The 20,588-nt window shown below is 62.2% G+C and carries 15 protein-coding genes and 1 tRNA gene; 8 read left to right on the top strand and 8 right to left on the bottom strand.

Annotated features, from left to right (window positions below):
- Positions 1 to 84: 84 nt before the first annotated feature.
- Positions 85 to 1,896, bottom strand: coding sequence for an AsmA-like C-terminal region-containing protein (locus SJY08_RS14945; RefSeq protein WP_069042233.1), 1,812 nt, complete (start codon positions 1,894 to 1,896; stop codon positions 85 to 87).
- A 294-nt stretch (positions 1,897 to 2,190) separates the two neighbouring features.
- On the opposite strand from SJY08_RS14945, the gene SJY08_RS14940 reads away from it, so the two are divergent.
- On the top strand, positions 2,191 to 4,074 hold the full coding sequence (locus tag SJY08_RS14940) for an acetoacetate--CoA ligase (RefSeq protein WP_377278623.1): 1,884 nt from the start codon (positions 2,191 to 2,193) through the stop codon (positions 4,072 to 4,074).
- Between the two features lie 250 nt (positions 4,075 to 4,324).
- Here the strand turns inward: SJY08_RS14940 and SJY08_RS14935 are convergent, their stop codons facing one another.
- The 3 genes from SJY08_RS14935 to SJY08_RS14925 form a co-directional block, all read right to left on the bottom strand.
- Positions 4,325 to 5,947 (bottom strand): ABC transporter permease, encoded by a 1,623-nt coding sequence (locus SJY08_RS14935; RefSeq protein WP_377276624.1) that lies wholly within the window; start codon positions 5,945 to 5,947, stop codon positions 4,325 to 4,327.
- 154 nt (positions 5,948 to 6,101) lie between these two features.
- Entirely contained in the window at positions 6,102 to 6,743 is a 642-nt protein-coding gene (locus SJY08_RS14930; protein WP_054150796.1) for a LysE family translocator, read from the bottom strand.
- 35 nt (positions 6,744 to 6,778) lie between these two features.
- Complete coding sequence (locus SJY08_RS14925) at positions 6,779 to 10,552, bottom strand: ATP-binding protein (protein WP_377276621.1); 3,774 nt, start codon at positions 10,550 to 10,552, stop codon at positions 6,779 to 6,781.
- Between the two features lie 247 nt (positions 10,553 to 10,799).
- Here SJY08_RS14925 and SJY08_RS14920 point away from each other — a divergent pair, with 247 nt between their 5' ends.
- From SJY08_RS14920 to SJY08_RS14910, 3 genes are all read left to right on the top strand, one after another.
- On the top strand, positions 10,800 to 11,240 hold the full coding sequence (locus SJY08_RS14920) for a phasin (protein ID WP_054150794.1): 441 nt from the start codon (positions 10,800 to 10,802) through the stop codon (positions 11,238 to 11,240).
- A 164-nt stretch (positions 11,241 to 11,404) separates the two neighbouring features.
- Positions 11,405 to 11,481 (top strand) — tRNA-His (locus tag SJY08_RS14915).
- A 188-nt stretch (positions 11,482 to 11,669) separates the two neighbouring features.
- A complete protein-coding gene (locus SJY08_RS14910; RefSeq protein ID WP_377276619.1) occupies positions 11,670 to 11,972 on the top strand; it encodes a PilZ domain-containing protein in 303 nt (100 codons plus the stop codon).
- Positions 11,973 to 12,006: 34 nt separating this feature from the next.
- On the opposite strand, the gene SJY08_RS14905 is transcribed toward SJY08_RS14910, so the two are convergent.
- The 4 genes from SJY08_RS14905 to SJY08_RS14890 form a co-directional block, all read right to left on the bottom strand.
- A complete protein-coding gene (locus SJY08_RS14905; protein ID WP_377276617.1) occupies positions 12,007 to 12,870 on the bottom strand; it encodes a DUF6671 family protein in 864 nt (287 codons plus the stop codon).
- Between the two features lie 166 nt (positions 12,871 to 13,036).
- Positions 13,037 to 14,140 (bottom strand): branched-chain amino acid aminotransferase, encoded by a 1,104-nt coding sequence (locus SJY08_RS14900; protein WP_377276615.1) that lies wholly within the window; start codon positions 14,138 to 14,140, stop codon positions 13,037 to 13,039.
- Positions 14,141 to 14,299: 159 nt separating this feature from the next.
- Positions 14,300 to 14,905, bottom strand: coding sequence for a HupE/UreJ family protein (locus SJY08_RS14895; protein WP_377276613.1), 606 nt, complete (start codon positions 14,903 to 14,905; stop codon positions 14,300 to 14,302).
- A gap of 97 nt (positions 14,906 to 15,002) precedes the next feature.
- Positions 15,003 to 15,884 carry a LysR family transcriptional regulator gene (locus SJY08_RS14890; protein WP_300890767.1) on the bottom strand — a complete coding sequence of 294 codons (882 nt, stop codon included), beginning with the start codon at positions 15,882 to 15,884 and terminating at the stop codon, positions 15,003 to 15,005.
- Between the two features lie 375 nt (positions 15,885 to 16,259).
- Here SJY08_RS14890 and SJY08_RS14885 point away from each other — a divergent pair, with 375 nt between their 5' ends.
- The 4 genes from SJY08_RS14885 to SJY08_RS14870 all read left to right on the top strand — a co-directional run bounded on the left by SJY08_RS14885 (position 16,260) and on the right by SJY08_RS14870 (position 20,496).
- Entirely contained in the window at positions 16,260 to 17,756 is a 1,497-nt protein-coding gene (locus SJY08_RS14885; RefSeq protein ID WP_153761446.1) for a CoA-acylating methylmalonate-semialdehyde dehydrogenase, read from the top strand.
- 107 nt (positions 17,757 to 17,863) lie between these two features.
- Positions 17,864 to 18,256, top strand: a complete 393-nt coding sequence (locus SJY08_RS14880) for a GFA family protein (protein WP_377276610.1) — start codon at positions 17,864 to 17,866, stop codon at positions 18,254 to 18,256.
- Between the two features lie 124 nt (positions 18,257 to 18,380).
- Positions 18,381 to 19,448 carry a YjgN family protein gene (locus tag SJY08_RS14875; protein WP_069042224.1) on the top strand — a complete coding sequence of 356 codons (1,068 nt, stop codon included), beginning with the start codon at positions 18,381 to 18,383 and terminating at the stop codon, positions 19,446 to 19,448.
- Positions 19,438 to 20,496, top strand: coding sequence for a M48 family metallopeptidase (locus SJY08_RS14870; RefSeq protein ID WP_377276608.1), 1,059 nt, complete (start codon positions 19,438 to 19,440; stop codon positions 20,494 to 20,496). The genes SJY08_RS14875 and SJY08_RS14870 overlap by 11 nt, the downstream gene beginning before the upstream one ends.
- Positions 20,497 to 20,588 lie beyond the last annotated feature (92 nt).

Genomic DNA, 20,588 nt, shown 5'->3' with positions numbered 1-20,588 from the left:
ACCAGCCGTCCCCCAACCTGTGATTCGTCCATTCTAGTATTTGAGTTTTCGAATGGAACTGTCAGGCAGCGACACTTCGGACCTTTATTGTCCAGGGACCGGCCGAGCGGGGATAGGCGAGATGACGGGATCGCTCCACGCGCCGCCAATGAAGAAGCTGAGCGGAAGCTGTGTCTGGTCGCCGTTGCTGGCCGCTGACAGTGCACCTGTCAGCGCCAGTGCCTGGCGGCTGTAGGGAATGATCCCCGCCAGGTCGAGCTTCTGTCGCTTACCGATGATGTCAGCTCGTTCGACTTCCGCCGACCCCTCCGAAAAACTGACGGCGATATCCAGCGTGCTGTAATCCAAGCCGTCGTTTCCGGTGGCGCTCAGCTGGAAGTAAGCCCGGTCGGCTGCGAGCCGCCGCAAGCCGTCCGGGCTGAAGCCGGTGACCTGCCCATTGTCCGACGCAATCGTCAATTTGCCGGACATGGCCTCGATGTTCTGCTGCCAGCCGGTCCCGACCAGTTTCGCATTGAAGCCGACTGATCCGGTCCCCTTGAGTGAAGGGCCCCCATCAAGTGAGAGGCGCGACATCAGATCTCCGAGATCGACGCGTGTCATTGTCACCGCGACGTCCGCGCCTTTGTCGAAACCTTCTCCCGTGCCGCTCAGCCGGGCAGCAATCGTCCCACCGAGGAAGCGCGTGTCGGCAATCACCAGGTTGAGCGCATCACCCCGACCGATAAGGCTTGCCCCGAGGTCACTCATGGGAAAGCCGCCGAAAGCGGCCGTGGCCGCCGAAAGGCGCAGGTCGATGTCGAGCCAACGGGTCAGGCCGGGCAGGCGAACATTCGCCCGGTCACCGACATTGATGGACAGGGCCTGAAGCATATCGTCCAGTTGAAGATGGTCGATTGCAAGCGTGCTGCTCAGGAGGGGGCGCTCGCCGGGACGATTTTTGAGCGCCAGGATGCCGTCACCGCGGCTATCGTTGATCTCGAAGTCGAGATCCTCGAAGCGCCATTCGTCCTCGGCATTCGTCACCCGCGCCTGGATGGCGGCGGTTCGCCAGCGTTCGGTTCCGGCAAGGCGAAGGCCGAGGGCCGCAGCCGTCTTGGGAACATCGGAGATGCGAATGTTGATATCGGTGTCTTCGGCGCTCGCCTGACGCAGGCTAACGGTTCCGCGAACTTCTGCGCTCAAATCCGCAATCGAGGCGGATGCATCAACCCGGCTCGCCGCTCCGCCGATCAGGACCAACGGCGTCGGCGTCTGGAGTTTGACCGAAACCGGAGTGTCGCCCAGCCGAAAACGTCCCTGGCCGGACAGGGGCGCTGCAAGACCTGGCCAATCGATATTTGCATTGACGCCGCTTGCAACGAAAGACGCGCCGCTGGCGACATCGGTCAGCGTGACCTCGCCATCGATGATCTCGACCGATCCGATTTCCGCATTGTCGGCGGCACCGTTTGTCTGAACATCAGGCGTGGCGGCTACTGCCGCGCGGACCGCATCGCTCAAGACGCCTTGATCGCTCCAGTCGAGCCCACCATCGATACCGCGCCAGACCTGGATCCGCGGGCGCTCCAGGCGAAACGCACTGAAGTCCGGCCGGCCGGCAAGCGCGGAGATCAGGCCGAACCGCGCAGACAGCCGATCAACCTCCCCAAGCGTCTCCAGTTCGCCATTGGAGATGCGCGTCACCTTGATGCCGGTCAACGTGATCTCCGGCTGCGGCCAGAAGCCGATATCGGCTACGTCGTCGATCGTCACCTCGTGTCCGACCCAGGCCGCAATCGACGAGGCGATGGCAGATCGCACCACGGAACTCGACACCAGATAAGGAGCGCTGAGCCGCAGGACGACCGATACGGCCACGATGACAGCGGCGATCAGCAAGGCGAGCTTGATCATGCCCCTGCGGCGGCCACGCGGCCAGCGGGAGGAGGGGCGTGAAGTATGATCGCCACGTCCTGGATTGCGCATGCCCTGATGAAGGTCCTGAGGTTTCGTGAACTTCTGCGCGGATATAGGAATTTGCCCTCTGGTGCAAATGTCAGACCATATTCCAAGCCGCACGCGTCTGTATATTGCATTGCCGCATGCTATAGAAAGACCATGCGCTTGAGGAGGATCAGCATGACCGGACAAAAAGCCCTTTGGACACCGTCTGAAGATTTCAAGACGAAACAGCCGCTTACCCTGTTCATGCAGTGGTGCGCCGATCGCCTTGGCCGGAGCTTTGCGGATTATGATGATTTTCATCGCTGGTCGGTCGAGGACCGCGCTGCATTCTGGTCTGCTGTCTGGGACTATTGCGAGGTGATCGGCGAAAAGGGCGGTTTGGCGCTGTCTGACGGCGATGACATGCTCAAGGCGCGCTTCTTCCCCGAAGCGCGACTGAATTTCGCCGAGAATCTGCTCGCCCATGCAGGCGAGGGCGATGCGCTGCTCTTCCGGGGCGAAAACAAGGTCGCCGATCGGTGGTCCTGGTCTCGACTGACTGCGACGGTATCCCGCCTGCAGCAGGCGCTTTCAGCCATGGGCATCGGTGAAGGTGACCGTGTGGCGGCCATGATGCCGAACATGCCGGAGACGGTGGCGCTGATGCTGGCCGTTACCTCGCTCGGTGCGATCTGGTCCTCCTGCTCGCCTGATTTCGGCGATCAGGGCGTGCTCGACCGTTTCGGCCAGATCGAACCGAAGCTTTTCGTTGCCTGTGACGGCTATTGGTATAACGGCAAGCGGCAGGACGTCTCCGACAAGATTGTCGCCGTCGCCGCCAAGCTCGATGTCCCGGTGCTCGTCGTTCCCTACGCAGGAGACACGGCGGCGCTGATCGAGCGCTTGCCGGATGGCCGCAGCTTCGAACAGTTCATCACCGATTTCTCGGTCAAGGACATCGAGTATCGCCGTCTGCCGTTCTCCCATCCGATCTACATCCTCTTCTCCTCCGGCACGACCGGCGTGCCAAAATGCATCGTGCATTCGGCCGGCGGCACCCTCTTGCAGCATCTGAAGGAGCACCGTTTCCATTGCGGGCTTGAGGCCGGAGAGCGGCTTTTCTACTTCACCACCTGCGGCTGGATGATGTGGAACTGGCTCGTCTCAGGCCTTGCCTGTGGCGCGACCCTCTGCCTCTACGATGGATCGCCCTTCTATCCCGACGGCAATGTCCTCTTCGACTATGCCGCGACCGAGAAGTTCGCCATCTTCGGCACATCGGCCAAATACATCGATGCCGTCCGAAAGGGCGGCCTCGTGCCGAAGAGCTCGCATGATCTATCGAGCCTGAGGCTGATGACGTCGACCGGCTCGCCGCTGTCGCCGGAAGGCTTCTCCTTCGTCTATGAGGGGATCAAGGACGATATCCAGCTTGCCTCCATTTCCGGCGGCACCGACATCGTGTCCTGCTTCGTGCTCGGCAATCCGTTGAAGCCCGTCTGGCGTGGCGAAATCCAGGGGCCGGGCCTCGGGCTTGCGGTTGAGGTCTGGGATGACGACGGCAAACCGGTCCGCGGCGAGAAGGGCGAACTGATCTGTGCCAAGGCCTTCCCGTCCATGCCGGTGATGTTCTGGAACGATCCCGACGGCGCCAAGTATCGCGCCGCTTACTTCGAACGCTTCGACAACACCTGGTGCCATGGGGACTTTGCCGAATGGACCCAGCATGACGGGATTGTCATCCACGGCCGTTCAGACGCGACCCTGAACCCTGGCGGTGTCCGGATCGGAACGGCCGAGATCTACAACCAGGTTGAAAAGCTCGATGAAGTGGTCGAGGCGATCTGCATCGGTCAGGACTGGGATGACGATGTCCGCGTTATCCTATTCGTGCGCCTCGCGCCGGGCCTGTCTCTGACCGAGGAACTCGACAAAAAGATCAAGACGCAGATCCGCACCGGCGCCTCGCCGCGTCACGTCCCGGCCAAGATCATTCAGGTGGACGATATTCCCCGCACCAAGTCCGGCAAAATCGTCGAGCTTGCCGTGCGCGAGGTGGTGCACGGACGACCTGTCAAGAACAGGGAGGCGCTCGCCAATCCGGAAGCGCTCGCCCTCTTTGCCGATCTGCCACAGCTGCGCTCCTGACGAAAATGTGTCCCGAAACACAGCAATATCAGGGCAATACCTCAAATGTTGGGTAGCTGGCGGCGCTGCCGAGTAAGGATCTCTTAACTGGCATTCGGCAAGACTGAGGGCAACTTGGAGATGCGCGATCAGACGCAGTGAGGCCGCAAGATACGCCTCCGACAAAATGTCGATCGCTCGAGTACTCCGGTTCGACAGCATTGACTCAAGGGCGGCTTCGGCCGCCCTTTTTTTGTCGTGCGAGGCCGGTTCAACGCCTCTCGTCGAGCGATCGGGAAACCAGGATCACCGGGATCAGGCCGGCAGCAATGATGATGATCGCCGCCACCGAGGCATCCTGTGCCATGCCCCGCGAGGCATCTTCATAGACCAGCGTCGCCAGCGTATTGAAGTTGAATGGTCTCAGCAGGATCGTGGCCGAGAGCTCCTTCAGCGTCTCGATGAAGACGAGCAAAGCCGCCGTCAGTACGGCAGGACGCAGGTTGGGAAGCAGCACCTGGCGCAATGTCTGCAGACCCGAGCGGCCGAGAGTCCGAGCCGCCATGTCGAGATGCGGGGATAGCTTCTGGAAACCGGCATCGATCGTGCCTTCCGCCATGGTCAGGAAGCGGACGGTATAGGCATAGACGATCGCAAAACCTGTGCCCGACAGAAGAAGGCCGGTCGAAATGCCCAGATTTTCACGCAGCCAACCGTCCAGGGCGTTGTCGAAGCTCGCAAGCGGGATCAGAACGCCAATCCCCAGCACCGTACCGGGAATGCCATAACCGAGTGCGGCAAGCCGTCCGGCGGCCTTCGCCAGGCGCGAACGGTCTGTCCGCGCGGCATAGGAGAGCACAAAGGCCAGGAAGACCGTGATCAGGGCGGCGGCCGAGGACACGAGCGTCGAGTTCCAGAGGGCATCAAGCAGGCGCGGCTCGAGGAAATCTTCGAGACGACGCAATGCGAACCCGCCCAGCACGAAGACAGGCACGACGAAACCGACAAGGATCGGCAGAAGGCAGAAGATCGCCGCAAGCCATGCCTTCGGGCCCTTCAGCCTGAGCCGGATGGCATCGGGCACGATGGCCGTCGTCTTGTGGCTCGAGAAGCGCTGCTGTCTGCGAGCGATGCGCTCGATGACCAGAAGGCCGGCCACGATCACCAGCATCACGCAGGCGATCTGCGCTGCACCCGCCAGACTGCCGCGATTAAGCCAGGTGTCATAGACGGAGAAGGTCAGCGTCTGCACGCCGAGATACTCGACTGCCCCGATGTCGTTCAGAGTCTCCATCATCACAAGCGTCAGACCGATCATGATCGCCGGGCGCGCCATCGGGACCTGGATGCGGGCAAAGACCCTGAATGGGCTGGAACCGAGTGTGCGGGCGACATCGGCTGCTGCGCGTCCCTGCATCAGGAACATCGATCGGCAGGCGAGGTAGACGTAGGGATAGAGCACCGCCGACATGACCAGTACGGCGCCCGACAGCGATTTCACATCGAAGAAACTGTATTCGCGCGACGACGTGAAGCCGAAGATTGCCCTGTAGGTCGTCTGCACCGGTCCCGTGAAATCGAGAAACTCCCCGAAGGCATAGGCAGCCAGATATGAGGGAATGGCGAGCGGCAGAACAAGGGCTGGAGAGAGGAGGCGCCGCAGCGGAAACTCGCATGCCGTGACCAGCCATGCCGTGCCGACCCCGACCACAGCCGTCACGAGCCCGGTGAAGAGCAGCAGCCAGAAGGTCCTGACGCCAGCGCGCGGGATGACATTCGTCATCATGTGCTGCCAGTTGTCGGGCTCGGCCGAGAAGCCGATGACGAAGATCGCCACGATCGGCATGAAAACGACCGCCGCGGCAATCAGCGCAGCAAACGTTGCCGATCCCATGCGTCTGCTGGCATGCGTGCCCTTGGGCGAAACGGAGTGGGCTGTGCCCGTGCGCGGCAATGTGGACAAACGGTCGGCCCTTGCGAATGCGGGAATGGTTTTCCTCTAGCGGAAAGCGAGGGCGATGAAAACCGGCCCGACTGTCGCGGCGTGGTCAGCGCCGCAGATGTGCGAGACTTTCGCCGATCAATCGCAACCCAAGTGCACCGATGACAACGCCGGCGAGCCGGTCGACCCAAAGTTTCGCGCTGAGATAGGCGCGTTGCGAGCGCGGCACCGAGAAGGCGATCGCAACGATGGCATACCACCCGGCCTCGATCAGAAAGATCACCGGCGGCAGTGCAATAACCACCATGAGTGGCGGGTTTTGCGGCATCAGGGCCGCAAAGATGCTGGCATAGACCACGGCAGTCTTCGGATTGCTGATCTGCGTGACGAAGCCGAGCGCCAAGCAGCGCGGCAGCGAGTGCATGGTCCGCCCCTCTGCCGATCCGACCGAGATCGGCGCAGCTGCGCCGCGCCAGATCATCACACCGAGATAGACGAGATAGAGCCCGCCCGCGACCTTCAAAACCAGGTAGAGCCATTCAACCCGTTCGAGCAGAGCAATAAGACCAGCGAGCGCCAGAACCGCAAACAGAGCCCCACCAAGCCCCATCCCGATCGCTGCTGCAAGTCCATGCAATCGCGTATTGGCAACCGAAATCCGCGAAACAAGTACGAAGCTCGGCCCGGGGCTCATGGCACCGACCGCGATGGCGACGGCAATGCCGAGGAGAATGCTGAATGCCGTCATGCCGTTCTCCCCGTCCTCGCGATCATTCCGAGATGTCAGTCCGCCAATACCCTCGGCGAAGGAAAGGTCACCTCGACCAGCGTGCCTTCGTTCGGCGTCGACGAGATCGCAAACTGGGCCCGGTTCGCGTCAACCATGGCCTTGGTCAGCGGAAGGCCGAGACCGGTGCCGTCGCCGCGATTGCGTGGCGTGCCGGTCGAAACCTGGCGGAAGGGTTTCATCGCCTGCTCGAGTTCGCTGCGCGACATTCCAATGCCGGTATCCCGGATCCGGAGCGCCACGCTGCCATTCGCTTCATAAGCCGTCGACACGATGATCTGTCCGCCAGACGGCGTGAAGCGGATCGCATTGGCCAGGATGTTCAGCACGATCTGCTTGATCGAGCGCCCGTCGGCCACAACATTCGGCACGGCCTGCGACAGCGCGGTGCGGATGATCACCCGCTGGCCATTCGCCTGCGGCTGCACGATCGATACGGCTGCCTGCACCATTTCGTTCAGCCCGACGGAGGAGAAATCGAGCTCCATCTCGCCCGCCTCGATCTTGGAAATGTCGAGGAGGTCGTTGACGATGTCGAGCACATGACGGCCAGAGCGCACGATGTCATGGGCATATTCGCCGTAGCGCGGATGACCGACCGGGCCGAAATGCTCGTTGGCCATCATGTCGGCAAAGCCGATGATCGCGTTGAGCGGTGTCCGGATCTCATGGCTGACGCGGGCAAGGAAGTCGGTCTTGTGGGCGTTGGCCGTTTCCGCCGCGCGCTTTGCGTTGCGCAGCTCTTCCTCGGTCCGCTTCCATTGCGTGATGTCGCGGATGACTGCGCAATAGCCGTTGGAGGAGTTGAGCCTGCCGATGGTCATGAACAGCGGCAGGAAGCCGCCGGAGGCCTCGCGACCGATCACTTCGCGACCGTCGTTCAGGACGCTAGCGACGCCATGACCGGCAAGTCCGCTCAGATAGTCGAGGATCGACTTCTGGCTCTCATGCGCAAACAGCATGACAAAGGGTTTCCCGCGCGTCTCCATGTCGTCGAAGTTGAAGAGCGCGCTTGCCGCCCGGTTCATCGAACGGATGTCACCGTCGGAATCGAGGATCACCACGCCGTCGGTCGCGGTTTCCAGGATCGAACGCAGCTCGTCCACTTCGACCTTCATGCGCGCGAGTTCCCCCGCCTGCGCCGGTGTCGCGGCCGGTGCAACCGTCACCGTCTCAGGCTCGGCCGACATTTCCGGCCGGACCTGTTCTTCGGGCTGGGCAATCAGTGCCAGCATCAGGGCGGTGGTTTCCTCGAAGCGTACGGATTGCAGGCGTGCCGTCACCGGCAGCAGGCGATCGTCGGCGCAGAGCGCCACGACCTGGCCCGCCTCATCGCCGGGCTCTTCCAGATCACGACGCTGGATCAGCGTGTCGAGGCCACCGACCTCGTCGAGCTCGCTAAGCGTCTTGTAGCCGGTGAGCGCGAAGAATTCCGGATTGGCGTGGATCAGCCGGTCGCCGACATGCACCAGAAGCGCGACCGGCATCAGGTCGATGATATCGGCGGTCAGGCTGCGCTCGCGTCTTCCGGCCGGCCGATCCGCCGATGGGCTCGGCAAATTGGCTTCGGCCGAAGGCTCGGCGACGGGCTCGGTCGGCGTGATCGCGCTGGCGGGCGGCGTTTGGGGCGCTTCCGGCGTCTTCGGTGACGGCGCGGCCGGCTCGTTTCGCAGCACGGGTGGCTCCGACGACGCCAGCGACTGCTCGACCTTTGCCCTGAGGCTGAGCGGATCGAGCTTGCGGGCGATCTCCTGGAATGCGGCCTGTTCGCCGGGTGTCAGGCTGTCGCGCTGGCGGACACGATGATCCTGCAGCTGCACCACCTTGTCAGGCAGGCTGGGTTTGCGCGGCTCCATGATCCGCAGCACCGGTGGCTCGAAGTCGACCGGGCGCGACGGCGCAAGATCGTTGGCGCTTTCGGCTTCCACGCTCGGCTCAGCGTCGTCAACCGCGTCGTTGTCGTCATCCGCCTCGATGCGGGTGTCGAGAACCTGTTCGCCTGCCTCGGAGATCTGCTCTTCGAGATAATCTTCCGGCGGATGACTCTCGCCTTCGCTGAGTTCGCTCAAGAACTCCGCGAGTTCCTCGTCCCGGTCGCTGTGCATACCGGTCGGCAGTTCATCCGGCGCATCAACGGAGGGCCGCTGCTCAACAAAGGTCATGCCGATCGCGTCTGGATCGTCCTGTGCGTCCGCGACCCTGACGATCCCGAAACCGCGGAAGCCGTCGAATTCGCGGTTGCGCGTATAGGTTGGCAGGGCCGCCAGATCGACGGGCACGACCAGCCGTGTTCCTTCGACGGGCCAGTAGATCGTCTTGCCGGACCAGGTGTCGCGTTTCTTCAAGAGTTCGCTGATCTTGCCGTCCGGATCGAGATTGAAAAGGGCCGCGAGATCGGAGAAGGCAACGCCCCCGATATCGGCCGCACGCGGGCCGACGGCCTGGGCAAACTCCGCCGAAACCTCGCTGAACCGGCCCTCGGCATCGATCTTCCAGACAAAGCGTGTGGCGCGCCGATCCTGATGAAACGTGAAACCTTCGGTGTCGGGGCCATGGCCGGCGAGCCTGGTTGTCGGCGCGACGGTCGCTGCAGCGGCGGTCTCAACGGTCTCCACGATCTGATTGGTAGCGGGCACGTCCGCTTCCGTGACAACAGGCGGTTCGTCGAAATGATCGGCCGCTTCCGACGACAAGGGCTCATCCGGCTCGTTGGCAAACGTGTCGTCAGTCTCGTCCGGGATCGCTTCGACCTCTGCCTCAGCCAACTCGACCACCAGCACATCAACGTCTGCATCGGTCGTTTCGTCCTGCGCGTCGAAAGCGTCGGTGTCCGGCTCGATTTCTTCAATGTCTCCGAGGGCAGCAATCACGCTCTCAAAGGGCGCAGCAGGCGAGGGGAGCTCGGCCGATTCTGCCATTGCCTCATCCGCGGAGATTGCGAAGTCTTCGGTCTCGGTCTCGGTCTCGGTCTCGGTCTCGGTCTCGGTCTCGGTCTCGGTCTCGGTCTCGGTCTCGTCTTCGACCGTATCGTCGGCCCGGACAGGCTCGGCGATTGCGGTCGGCAGATCCTCGTCTTCTGCAAAGTCGTCGCTCGGGTCCATCTGGCCGAGGATCGTCTCGACCGCGAACAGAAGATGGAGCGCCGGCGCGTCAGAAATCTTGCCGATGGCGGCGGGGAGATATCCCCGGCCTGTCGGGATCGGCCGCTTGACGAGCCTGTCTGCATCCGCCTCGACGAGATTGATCAGCATGCGCGCCGTCTGCGGCGTGATGCCGAGGCCCGGGAAGCCGTCGGAGCTCGCGACGAGGCCGCCCTCGCCATCGAGCACGGCCATATGCGTGTCCGGATCGTCGAAGCCGCTCATCAGTTCCTGGGCGAGCTGCTTATCCCCGGTCGCGCGCTTGAGGGCCGGCAGCGAGAGCAGGATCACCGGCTCCCCCTTGCGGATCTCGATGCAGTCGGCGGATGCCGTGATCGGCAGCTTCTGGAAGCCCGAGGTGATGCGCAGCATCAGGTTGCGGCTGTCGCCCGGCGCAGACAGTTGGCGGGCAACCGTTTCGAGCTGCCGAAAGGTGATGTCTCCGCGGTTAGGGCCTTCCTCGAGAAAGTCGTAGATCGAGTTGGCGCCGAAGAAGCGGGCGCCGGCCCCGTTGCACCAGAGTACCCGCCCCAGCCCCGGCGCAAACAGCACGAGCGCCTCGCCCCGCGCCAGACGCGGTCGGATGAGGTCGTGCACGGCGACGTCGATGAATGGGTATTGAGCGGGCATTTTCGGACCTGTCGCTTCATGGCCTGCGAGTAAATTAACAGATTTTTAATAGCTAGGCAGTGCCTTTGGGTCCAGAAAGTCGGGACCCTTTCGATTGGTAAGGTTAATCCGCCCCGGTTTTCAACATGCAGAAAATCTAATTGTGCAGCGCACAATGATATTGCAATGCACAATATCAGATGCTATATAGGGTTCATGAATGAAACATGAGGGGTCGCCGAGATCCCCCGACAAGAGGAAATGCAGCATGAACACCAATGATATCTTCTCTTTCTCCTCCTTCGACCCTTCGAAGATGCAGGAAAGCTTCCGTGACTTCGCCGAAAAGGGCGCAGTCCAGTCGAAGGAAGCCTATGCCAAGATGAAGTCCGCCACGGAAGAAGCCACGAAGACCGTGGAAGCGACCGTCCAGACGGCCCAGGCCGGCACCGTCGAACTCGGCCTCAAGGCGATCGACGCCATGCGCACCAATGCCGATCTCTCGCTCTCGCACATGGAAGCGCTGCTCGGCGTCAAGTCGATGGCTGAACTGGTCGAACTCCAGACCGCCTTCATCCGCAAGCAGGCTGAAGTGACGATCGAACAGGCCAAGGCGATCCAGGAAACCGCCAAGAAGGTTGCCGAAACGATGACCAAGCCTGGCAAGGAAGCTGCCGAAAAGGTCATGTCCTCGCTCAAGGTCGCCTGATCGACTGCGATTACTGAAAAATCCTCCCAAGGATCTTGGGCCGGGCATAGCGCCCGGCCTTTTTCATAACCCCAAGCCTTTTCGCCTGATGCGCAGAAAGGGCTTGAAAAAAAATCCATCTGCTCGTATGTGACCCCTCGACGGCGTCAGCGACGCGGTCATGTGCGGTTGTAGCTCAGTTGGTTAGAGCGCAGGTTTGTGGCACCTGAGGTCGGAGGTTCGAGACCCCCCAACCGTACCATTTTCTCCCTGGTTGATACTGAAGCAATCTGGAACGCCCGCTTGGCGCGGCCCGTGTGTGTGTCCGCATGCTCTTCAATGCCTAAAATGCGATCGTTTGCATTAACCTGAAAACAAGGCTTCGGACAGTTCCGGCTTTGAACCTCGACCTTTTGGTGCTCTCACTTGAACCAGACGAGCGGAGGTCCGATGGAACGTCGCAATGAGATAAGACACCGCTGCGAACTGGATTCGCTGGTCCTGATGTTCGGCTGCCATGTCCGGGGACGGATTTCCGACTGCAGCCCCAAGGGGCTGGGTCTGGTGCTCTCCGAAGGCGTAGAACTCGCGGATCAGGAGCCGCTTGTCCTTTATTGCGATCTGTTCGGTGTTCTGCATGCCGAGATCATCTGGAAGCAGGACGAGAGGATCGGAGCGCGGATACGCAACTGGAAGACGGCGGCGGTCAGCAGCCGGATCCGGCCCTACCTCCTGCAGCCATCGAGGATCTGATGATTGCGGTCTTCAGGCTGCCGCGTCGTTGTCGTCACGGATTGCAGAGCGCGCAGTAGGTAGGGTCCGCAACGGCGCCGAAGGCTTGCTCATGGCGCTCCTCCACGCCACAGGAAACACACCCGAACACATCATGCCGCGGCAGCGATGTCGGACAGCCACAGAGACTGCAGGGCAGACCGTATTCGGTTCTGACCTTGCCCCAGCCCGGATGGCGGCAATGCGTGCAAGGTGTCGACAGACGCGCTGCCATCTGCCGTCCAACCTCGCCAATCACCACCATTCGCCGGGGATTCATGAAGGCCCGCATGTCGGTCTCGATATGCGCTCGTCCGGTCGAGGAAAGCCCGGCCGCGGTCCCGATCGCGATTTCCAGATCCGCAACAGTGCGAATGCCCTTGGCCACCGGTGCGTTCAACCGACCTACGGGCGCGACGACCAGGCCCTGCTCCGGGAAGCCGATCCGCTCGAGAAAGTCGTCTGCATCCCCGACCGAAACGGCAGGGCAGTGACCGAATGTTGGCTGCTCGTCGATCCTCATCTCCGCGATTTCGAAGCCCTGTGCCGCGTCCACGTAGAGCAGCAGCTCGCGACCGACCGCGAGCAATGGAATGGTCGGATGGGGGCCATAGGCGCCCTCGCTGGCAAGCGCTGCCTGCAGACCAGTTTCCTGCATGGCGGCTTGTGCCTTGGCCCGTGCCGCCTCCAGCATCGTCCCGGATCGCGGCCGATCCCGGGTGAAGGTCCCGAATTGATCGGTATCGAGGGCCGATGGCAGCACCAGGTCGATACCGATGGCTGCGAATGACGCGGAGAGAGCGCGCTCCTTTCCGTGAATCGTCGCCATGGCCATCCGTCGCGGCAGCACGAAGTCCGAGGCGGACCGACCGTTCGTCATGTCGTCTTCCTGCATCTGTTCCGGGCCGCAGATGTGCCGCCGTCTCTTTTGTTTCGGACCTTCATTGCTTGCGCCGGTCCGTTCCGGTGTCCAAGGCGTCCGCCCAAACGAAATACCCCGCCATGTTGCCATGACGGGGGTTCAAAGCGTGTGACTGTGCCTGTCGTCAGGCGCGCGTCACTTCCTTCACCCAGCCATGTGTATCCGCCACGGATCCGCGCTGGATGCCGGTCAGCTGGTTGCGCAGCTTTTCCGTTTCCATGCCCGTGCCGGCATTGCCGATGACGAATTCGCCGCCGGGATGGCGCACCGTGCCGATCGCTGCAACAACGGCAGCCGTGCCGCAGGCGAAGGCCTCGCGCAGCTTGCCGCTCTTGGCGTCCGCCATCCATTCATCGAAGGAATAGGGGCGCTCGATGACATCAAGGCCGTTGTCTCCGGCAAGCTTGATGATCGAGTTGCGCGTGATGCCCGGCAGGATCGTGCCCGAGAGCGGCGGCGTGACGACAGTGTTGTCGTCCATGACGAAGAAGACGTTCATGCCGCCCAATTCTTCGATCCATTTGTGCTCGGCGGCATCCAGGAAGACGACCTGGTCGCAGCCGCGGCTTGCCGCTTCCTTCTGGGCGAGAAGGCTCGCCGCATAGTTGCCGCCGCACTTGGCAGCGCCCGTGCCGCCAGGGGCTGCGCGGGTGTAGTGCTCGCTGACCCAGAGCGTGACCGGCTTGCTGCCGCCCTTGAAATAGGGGCCGACAGGTGAGGCGATGACGCAGAAGATATATTCGCGCGACGGGCGAACGCCGAGGAAGGCTTCGCTGGCGAACATGAAGGGACGCAGATAGAGGCTGCCTTCGCCTTCCGGAACCCACTTGGCATCGATCTTGACCAGTTCTTCGACAGCCTTAAGGAAAAGCTCTTCCGGCACATCAGGCATTGCCATACGCTCGGCCGACCTGTTGAAGCGGCGGGCATTTTCTTCCGGGCGGAAGAGCGTGATGCGGCCATCGGCAGCCTTGTAGGCCTTCATGCCCTCGAAGATCTCCTGCGCATAATGCAACACGCTTGCCGCCGGATCGATCTGGAAGGGTTTGCGCGCCGAGACTTCCGGGCTGTGCCAGCCCTTGTCGACGTGCCAATGTACCACCGCCATGTGGTCGGTGAACAGCGTTCCGAAGCCCAGGTTTTCGAAAGCCGCGAGCCGCTCGGCTTCCGGCATGGGCGAGGCATTCGGAATGATCTGGAAGTCGAGGAGTGCGGTATTCGTGGTCATGGAGAGCCTGTGTCTGAGCTGTTCACGGTTGCGCGGGCCGCGCCGATGGAGACGGTCGCGACCGGTGCCGTCGTTTGTGCGGTTTGATCGCGGTTTGTCAACAGAAACCATGCTATCGCGATGCAGCAAAACGCTTGGTCTGCAGGGCCGAGAGCCGGCTTAGCGCATCGCGAGCCCGAACAGGAACCAGAAGCCGGCGAGCGAGATGGCAGCCCCCAGCGCCTGCACCAGCCGGCCGCCGCCGATCGGCTTCAGGGCAGCACCGATTGCGATCCCGATCACATGGATCACGCCAGTGGAGACCACGAAGCCCACGGTAAAGGCTGCGGGGTCGCTGGCGCGCGGCGCGAGCACACCATGCGGATAGCCATGCATGAGCGCAAAGGCTGCAATCAGCACCAGCGCCGCCCATTCCGGCGCCCGCCACGCGGCCGCAATCGCACCGCCGAGAACGATGACAGAAACGGCAATCCCGTATTCGATCGGCTGGTCGGGCAGAAGGCCGGTCATGCCGATGATGCCGCCCGCGCACATGATCATCGGGAAAGTCGCGGGCAGCGTCCAGACCGATCGGCCACCCATCTGCGCGCCCCAGAGCCCGACGGCGAGCATGGCCAGCAGATGGTCTAAGCCAGCCAGCGGATGGCCGAAGCCCGAGCCGAACCCGCCGAGCGGTCCGTCCATCACATGCGCATGGGCGGGAAGTGCAAAGAGGAGTGCAAACAGAAAGGCCGGAAGGCCGAGATGAAGCAAGGGCTGGCGCATGTCAGTATCCATGGGTGATCAGATCGGCGCAGTCTATCTGCGTCGCTCATGACGGAAAAGCGTCCTCAAAACGCACTCCGGTCATCGGCCAACCGCGTCAGCTGAAGATCGCGCGATCTTCGTCCACCGCATCCTGCAGGAATTGCACCACCGCCCGAACGCGCACGAGTTCCCGCGCGCTTTCATGGAAGGTCGTCCAATAGGCTCGCCGGATCGTGACCTCGGGCAGCACGCGAACGAGGTTGTCATGCTGCCGGGCGATATAGCTGTGCAGGATACCGATGCCCGCACCCGCCAGAACCGCTTCCGTCTGGCCAATCGCCGAGGAGATCTCGAAGCCGGCATTCCAGTCGCGCATCACCTCGCCGGTGAAATTCAGCGACGGCGTGAAGATCAGGTCCTCCACATAGCCGATCCGGCGATGGGCCTTGAGACCTTCGGCGGTCGTCGGGAGACCGTTCGTTCCGGCATAACCCTTCGATGCATAGAGCCCGAGCGTGTAGTCGACAAGCTTCGACGAGACGAGCCGCCCCTGATCCGGCCGCTCCAGGGTGACAGCGATATCCGCTTCGCGCTGCGACAGCGAAAACGAGCGCGGCACCGGTACCAGCTGGATCTTCAGTTCGGGATGGCGCTCGATCAGCGTGCCGAGCCGGGAGGCGAGAAAGAAGACGCCAAAGCCGTCCGGTGCGCCGATCCGTACTGTACCCGCCACCTGGGTGTCCGTCCGACCAAGCCGCGCCTGCACCTCCAGCATCTCCGTTTCCATCCGCTCCGCAGAGGCGAGAAACGCCTCGCCCTCGGCGGTCAGTTCGCAGCCATTGGTGCGGCGGATGAAGAGCCGTGTCTTCAGCGCCGTCTCCAGCGCCGTCAGCCGACGCGAAAGCGTGGCGTGGTTCAGGCCCAGACGTCTGGAGGCGGCGAGGATCTGGCCCGTGCGCGCCACGGCCAGAAAGATGCGAACGTCATCCCAGTTCATCGGTGGGCCCCTCTGCTCCCGGAATGCGGGTTACCCCCCTCTGGCCTGCCGGCCATCTCCCCACATGGGGCAAGAACTGATGAGCTGCCGGCCGGTCGCCCGCCTTTGGAGCTTGCTGAACCGAGCAGCAAACGCGGCGCCCCGCTCTCCCCCCTTGCGGGGGAAATGTCACGCAGTGACCGAGGCAGGTATTCATATGCGATAGCCCTGCCTGTGTGGGGGAGATGCCTGGCAGGGCAGAGGGGGGTGCCACACGAAAGACCGATCAACGATGTCACCTAACATTAATTTTCGCACAACAGATGCGTAAATCATCGCGTTGATTTGTGCAAATCAAAGCGCATACTGCCTCCACAACAATCCAGGAGGACACCCATGTATCAGGTTGGTCATTTCATCGGCGGCAAGCATGTCGCCGGCACGTCGGGCCGCAAGCAGCCGATCTACAACCCGGCCACCGGCGAAGTGCAGGGCGAGGTCTCGCTCGCAAGCGCTGAAGAGCTGAACGCGGCGGTCGAGAACGCCAAGTCGGCCCAGGCCAAGTGGGCCGCCACCAATCCGCAGCGCCGCGCCCGCGTCTTCATGAAGTTCGTTCAGCTCCTGAACGACAATATGGATTCACTCGCCGAGACTCTCTCGCGCGAACACGGCAAGACCATCGAAGACGCCAAGGGCGACATCGTCCGTGGCCTGGAAGTCTGCGAATTCGTCATCGGTATCCCGCATCTGTCGAAGAGCGAGTTCACTGAAGGCGCTGGCCCGAACATCGACATGTATTCAATTCGGCAAGCGGTCGGCATCGGCGCCGGCATCACGCCGTTCAACTTCCCGGCCATGATCCCGATGTGGATGTTCGCACCTGCGATTGCCTGCGGCAACGCCTTCATCCTGAAGCCGTCCGAGCGTGACCCGTCCGTTCCGATCCGCCTGGCTGAACTGATGATCGAGGCAGGGCTTCCCGCCGGCATCCTCAATGTCGTCAATGGTGACAAGTCCGCCGTCGACGGCATCTTGACGCATCCGGACATCTCGGCCGTCTCCTTCGTCGGCTCGACCCCGATTGCCCGTTACGTCTATGGAACGGCTGCGATGAACGGCAAGCGCGCTCAGTGCTTCGGCGGCGCCAAGAACCACATGATCATCATGCCGGATGCCGACCTCGACCAGGCCGCTCAGGCGCTGATGGGGGCCGGCTACGGCTCGGCCGGCGAACGCTGCATGGCGATCTCGGTTGCCGTTCCGGTCGGTGAAGAAACCGCCAACCGCCTGATCGAAAAGCTGACACCGATGGTGGAAAGCCTGCGCATCGGCCCCTACACCGATGACAAGGCCGATCTCGGCCCCGTCGTCACCAAGGAAGCCCAGGCCCGCATCAAGGGCCTGATCGACTCTGGCGTCGAAGCCGGTGCCAAGCTCGTGGTCGATGGCCGCGATTTCAAGCTCCAGGGCTATGAAAACGGCTATTTCGTCGGCGGCTGCCTCTTCGACCACGTCACGCCGGATATGGACATCTACAAGACCGAAATCTTCGGCCCGGTCCTCTCGGTCGTTCGCGCGAAGACCTATGAGGAAGCCCTCGATCTGCCGATGAAGCATGAATACGGCAATGGCGTTGCAATCTACACCCGCGACGGCGACGCTGCCCGTGACTTCGCCAGCCGCATCAACATCGGCATGGTCGGCATCAACGTGCCGATCCCGGTTCCGCTCGCCTACCACTCCTTCGGGGGCTGGAAGTCTTCCTCCTTCGGGGATCTCAACCAGCACGGCACGGACTCGATCAAGTTCTGGACCCGCACCAAGACGGTCACCAGCCGTTGGCCGTCCGGCATCAAGGATGGTGCCGAATTCGTCATGCCGACGATGAAGTAAGCGAACCACCCGTTCGATCACATTTGCGCCACCCCGTCGAAAGGCAGGGTGGCGTTCTCTTGTCTGCCTGTCTCCAGTTGGTAGCTTCTCCGCGGGGAGGGCTGATCATGCCGAAAAAGAAGATCCATACCGGCGGCTGCCTCTGTGGCGCGATCCGCTTCGAAGCCGATGCGCCGGCCGCCAAGCCACACACCTGTTCCTGCAAGATGTGCCAACGCCATACAGGCAGTCTCACCGCCACCTGGGTCGAATTCCCGCGCGAGGCCGTGCGCTGGGTTGGCCCTGCAGGCATCCCCGCCACATGGCGCTCCTCCGACTTTTCGTCACGTGCATTCTGCGACACCTGCGGCTCTTCGATCGGCGCCATCGACGATCAGCCGACGGTGGCGCTCCTGCTCGGAGCCTTCGATCGCACCAGCGCCGCCGATCTCAGGCCCGCCTATCATTCCTACAAGGGTGGCCGGCCGAAATGGTGGTGCATCGAGATCTGCGAGACCTGAACGGTGCAACGGGCGCCCGAAGTGTCCGAGCGCACTTGAGTGCGTGGTGCTCTCATGGTCAATGTTCAGGCGTGCGTTGCGGGGGATAGCGACGTGCAGGTTTTGATTTCATGAGGGACATTTCATGCAAGAGGCAGTCTTCGGCCGCGCCGACGCTTTGCGCCGCGGCGAGTTTCGCGGCAGCGCCGGTGAGTATTTCGGTATCTGGATCGTCAACATTCTCCTGACGATCGTCACGGTCGGCATCTACTCCGCCTGGGCCAAGGTTCGGCGCAACCGCTATTTCTACGGAAACTCATTCATTGACGGTCACTCCTTCGACTACCACGCCAAGGGGCTACAGATCTTCATCGGTCGTGCCATCGTTTTCGGCTACATCATTGGCTACAACATTCTCCTGACCTTCAGCCCGATCGCGGGCGGTATCCTGGCGTTGCTGATGTTCGTGCTGCTTCCCTGGATCGTCATGCGCAGCCTTCGCTTCAACGCCCGCGTCACGAGCTATCGCAACATCCGTTTCGACTTCGTCGGAAAGACCTGGGGCGCCTTCGTCGCGATCATCTTCGGCGGCCTCATCGCCTTCTTCTCGCTTGGCATCCTCGCGCCTTTCGCCAGCCGCTGGCTCTATCGCTACATCTTCAACAACCTGCGTTACGGCGACCGGGCCTTCGAGACAGATCCGAAGATCGGTGCGCTCTACCGCGTCTGGCTGCCAGCCTTCCTGCTGATGCTTGTCGGTGCGGCAGTCGGAGGGGCTCTCTTTGTCCTGATCTATTATGGTGCGGTGGCCAGCGCCGACTCGGGCATGGATGGCGAGGCCCTGCTCGTTCTCGGCATCTATGGAACGGTGATCCCGGTCTTGTTGCTTTGGGGCGTCGCGGCGATTTTCTATCGCATCGGCGTTCGCAACGTGGTGATGAATTCAGCCCGCTTCGATACCCGTCATTCCCTTTTTTCGGATCTGGGCCGCCTGCGTTATTTCTGGATCGTCGTCTCAAATCTGGTCGTCACCATCCTCACCCTCAGCCTGATGCGCCCCTGGGCAGCGGTCCGCGAGCACCGCTATGTGATCGAGCATTCCGGCATCGTGGTCGATGGTGAACTCGGTGATGTGGTATCCTCGATGCAGGCGTCCGGCTCCGCCGTGACGGCGGAATATCTCGATCTTGAAGGGTTCGACTTTGGCTTCTGACGACAAGCGCATCGCCTCCGGTCGCTGGCATCCTCCCGGCTCGAGCCGGTCGGCGCCGGCGGTCCTTCTGGCGGAGGGCAAGACCCTTTTTGTCCGGCTAGACGCCGGAGGCGATCCGGTGTCTCTGGGAGACCTGGCACGGACGGAGATATCGGCCCGCGTCGGTCGCATTCCCCGCCGGGTCACCTTCGCCGATAGCTCGCTCTTCGAGACCGATGACAACGACGCCGTCGACCTGTGGCTGAGCAAGCATGGCAAGAAGGGCGTCGTTCACGAACTGGAGCGGTTTCACCCACGTCTGGTCGCCTTCGTCTTCGCTGTTGTCGTGCTTGCGGGCCTGATCTACCGCTATGCAGTTCCGGCGCTGGTCGAAGTGGCCGTTCTGGTGACACCGCCGGCGGTCACCGAGTGGATGGCAAGCGGTACGCTTCTGTCGCTCGACCAGGCGGTGTTCAGCGAAAGCCGACTGCCCGAAGCCCGTCAGACGGAGATCCTGAAGGCCTTCAATCAGGTCGCAGTCCTCTCGTCCCGGGGTGTTGCCGGCTACAATCTCAATTTCCGTCAGGGTGGCCCGATTGGCCCGAACGCGTTTGCCCTTCCCGATGGAACGCTTGTCATCACCGACGAACTGATCGAACTTGTAGACGGCGACATGGACATGATCATCGGGGTCCTTGCCCACGAAATCGGCCATGTCGAGGAGGAGCACTCGCTCCGCCAGCTCTATCGCGCAGCCGGCATGGCCGGTCTAATCATGCTGATCGCCGGCGATGTCGGTGCGGCCGGCGAGGACATTCTGACCAATGGCGCTGCCCTGATGTCACTCTCCCATTCGCGTGACGCGGAAAACGAGGCCGACCGTATCTCGGTGGAGCTCATGGCCAAGGCCGGCCGTGATCCGCGCGCCATCGGCCGCTTCTTCGCTCGGCTGGAAGAAAAACTCGGTCTCGATGGAGACTCCTCCTTCCTGTCCACCCATCCGGGCACCAGTGAGCGGCGGGAGGCAATCGACGATCACGCGAAAACTGTCGAAGCTGGTGGCATCTGAGGGGGAGGCCAGGCGGGAGGCGGACTATGGCACATGCCGAAATGCAAGAAGGGGCGGTCTGAGACCGCCCCTTCTGCTTTCAAGTATACGCG

This window comes from Rhizobium sp. R86522 (genome assembly GCF_042466255.1).
Lineage (GTDB): Bacteria > Pseudomonadota > Alphaproteobacteria > Rhizobiales > Rhizobiaceae > Allorhizobium.
This window is presented reverse-complemented; position numbering and strand designations above follow the sequence as displayed.

What these genes read in the sequence shown, in the direction of transcription:
- SJY08_RS14945 (WP_069042233.1), bottom strand. Translation starts at nt 1,896, where the DNA reads ATGATCAAGCTCGCCTTGCTGATCGCCGCTGTCATCGTGGCCGTATCG.
- SJY08_RS14925 (WP_377276621.1), bottom strand. Translation starts at nt 10,552, where the DNA reads ATGCCCGCTCAATACCCATTCATCGACGTCGCCGTGCACGACCTCATC.
- SJY08_RS14940 (WP_377278623.1), top strand. Translation starts at nt 2,191, where the DNA reads ATGCAGTGGTGCGCCGATCGCCTTGGCCGGAGCTTTGCGGATTATGAT.
- SJY08_RS14890 (WP_300890767.1), bottom strand. Translation starts at nt 15,884, where the DNA reads ATGAACTGGGATGACGTTCGCATCTTTCTGGCCGTGGCGCGCACGGGC.
- SJY08_RS14875 (WP_069042224.1), top strand. Translation starts at nt 18,381, where the DNA reads ATGCAAGAGGCAGTCTTCGGCCGCGCCGACGCTTTGCGCCGCGGCGAG.
- SJY08_RS14900 (WP_377276615.1), bottom strand. Translation starts at nt 14,140, where the DNA reads ATGACCACGAATACCGCACTCCTCGACTTCCAGATCATTCCGAATGCC.
- SJY08_RS14905 (WP_377276617.1), bottom strand. Translation starts at nt 12,870, where the DNA reads ATGACGAACGGTCGGTCCGCCTCGGACTTCGTGCTGCCGCGACGGATG.
- SJY08_RS14920 (WP_054150794.1), top strand. Translation starts at nt 10,800, where the DNA reads ATGAACACCAATGATATCTTCTCTTTCTCCTCCTTCGACCCTTCGAAG.
- SJY08_RS14895 (WP_377276613.1), bottom strand. Translation starts at nt 14,905, where the DNA reads ATGCGCCAGCCCTTGCTTCATCTCGGCCTTCCGGCCTTTCTGTTTGCA.
- SJY08_RS14930 (WP_054150796.1), bottom strand. Translation starts at nt 6,743, where the DNA reads ATGACGGCATTCAGCATTCTCCTCGGCATTGCCGTCGCCATCGCGGTC.
- SJY08_RS14885 (WP_153761446.1), top strand. Translation starts at nt 16,260, where the DNA reads ATGTATCAGGTTGGTCATTTCATCGGCGGCAAGCATGTCGCCGGCACG.
- SJY08_RS14880 (WP_377276610.1), top strand. Translation starts at nt 17,864, where the DNA reads ATGCCGAAAAAGAAGATCCATACCGGCGGCTGCCTCTGTGGCGCGATC.
- SJY08_RS14935 (WP_377276624.1), bottom strand. Translation starts at nt 5,947, where the DNA reads ATGGGATCGGCAACGTTTGCTGCGCTGATTGCCGCGGCGGTCGTTTTC.
- SJY08_RS14910 (WP_377276619.1), top strand. Translation starts at nt 11,670, where the DNA reads ATGGAACGTCGCAATGAGATAAGACACCGCTGCGAACTGGATTCGCTG.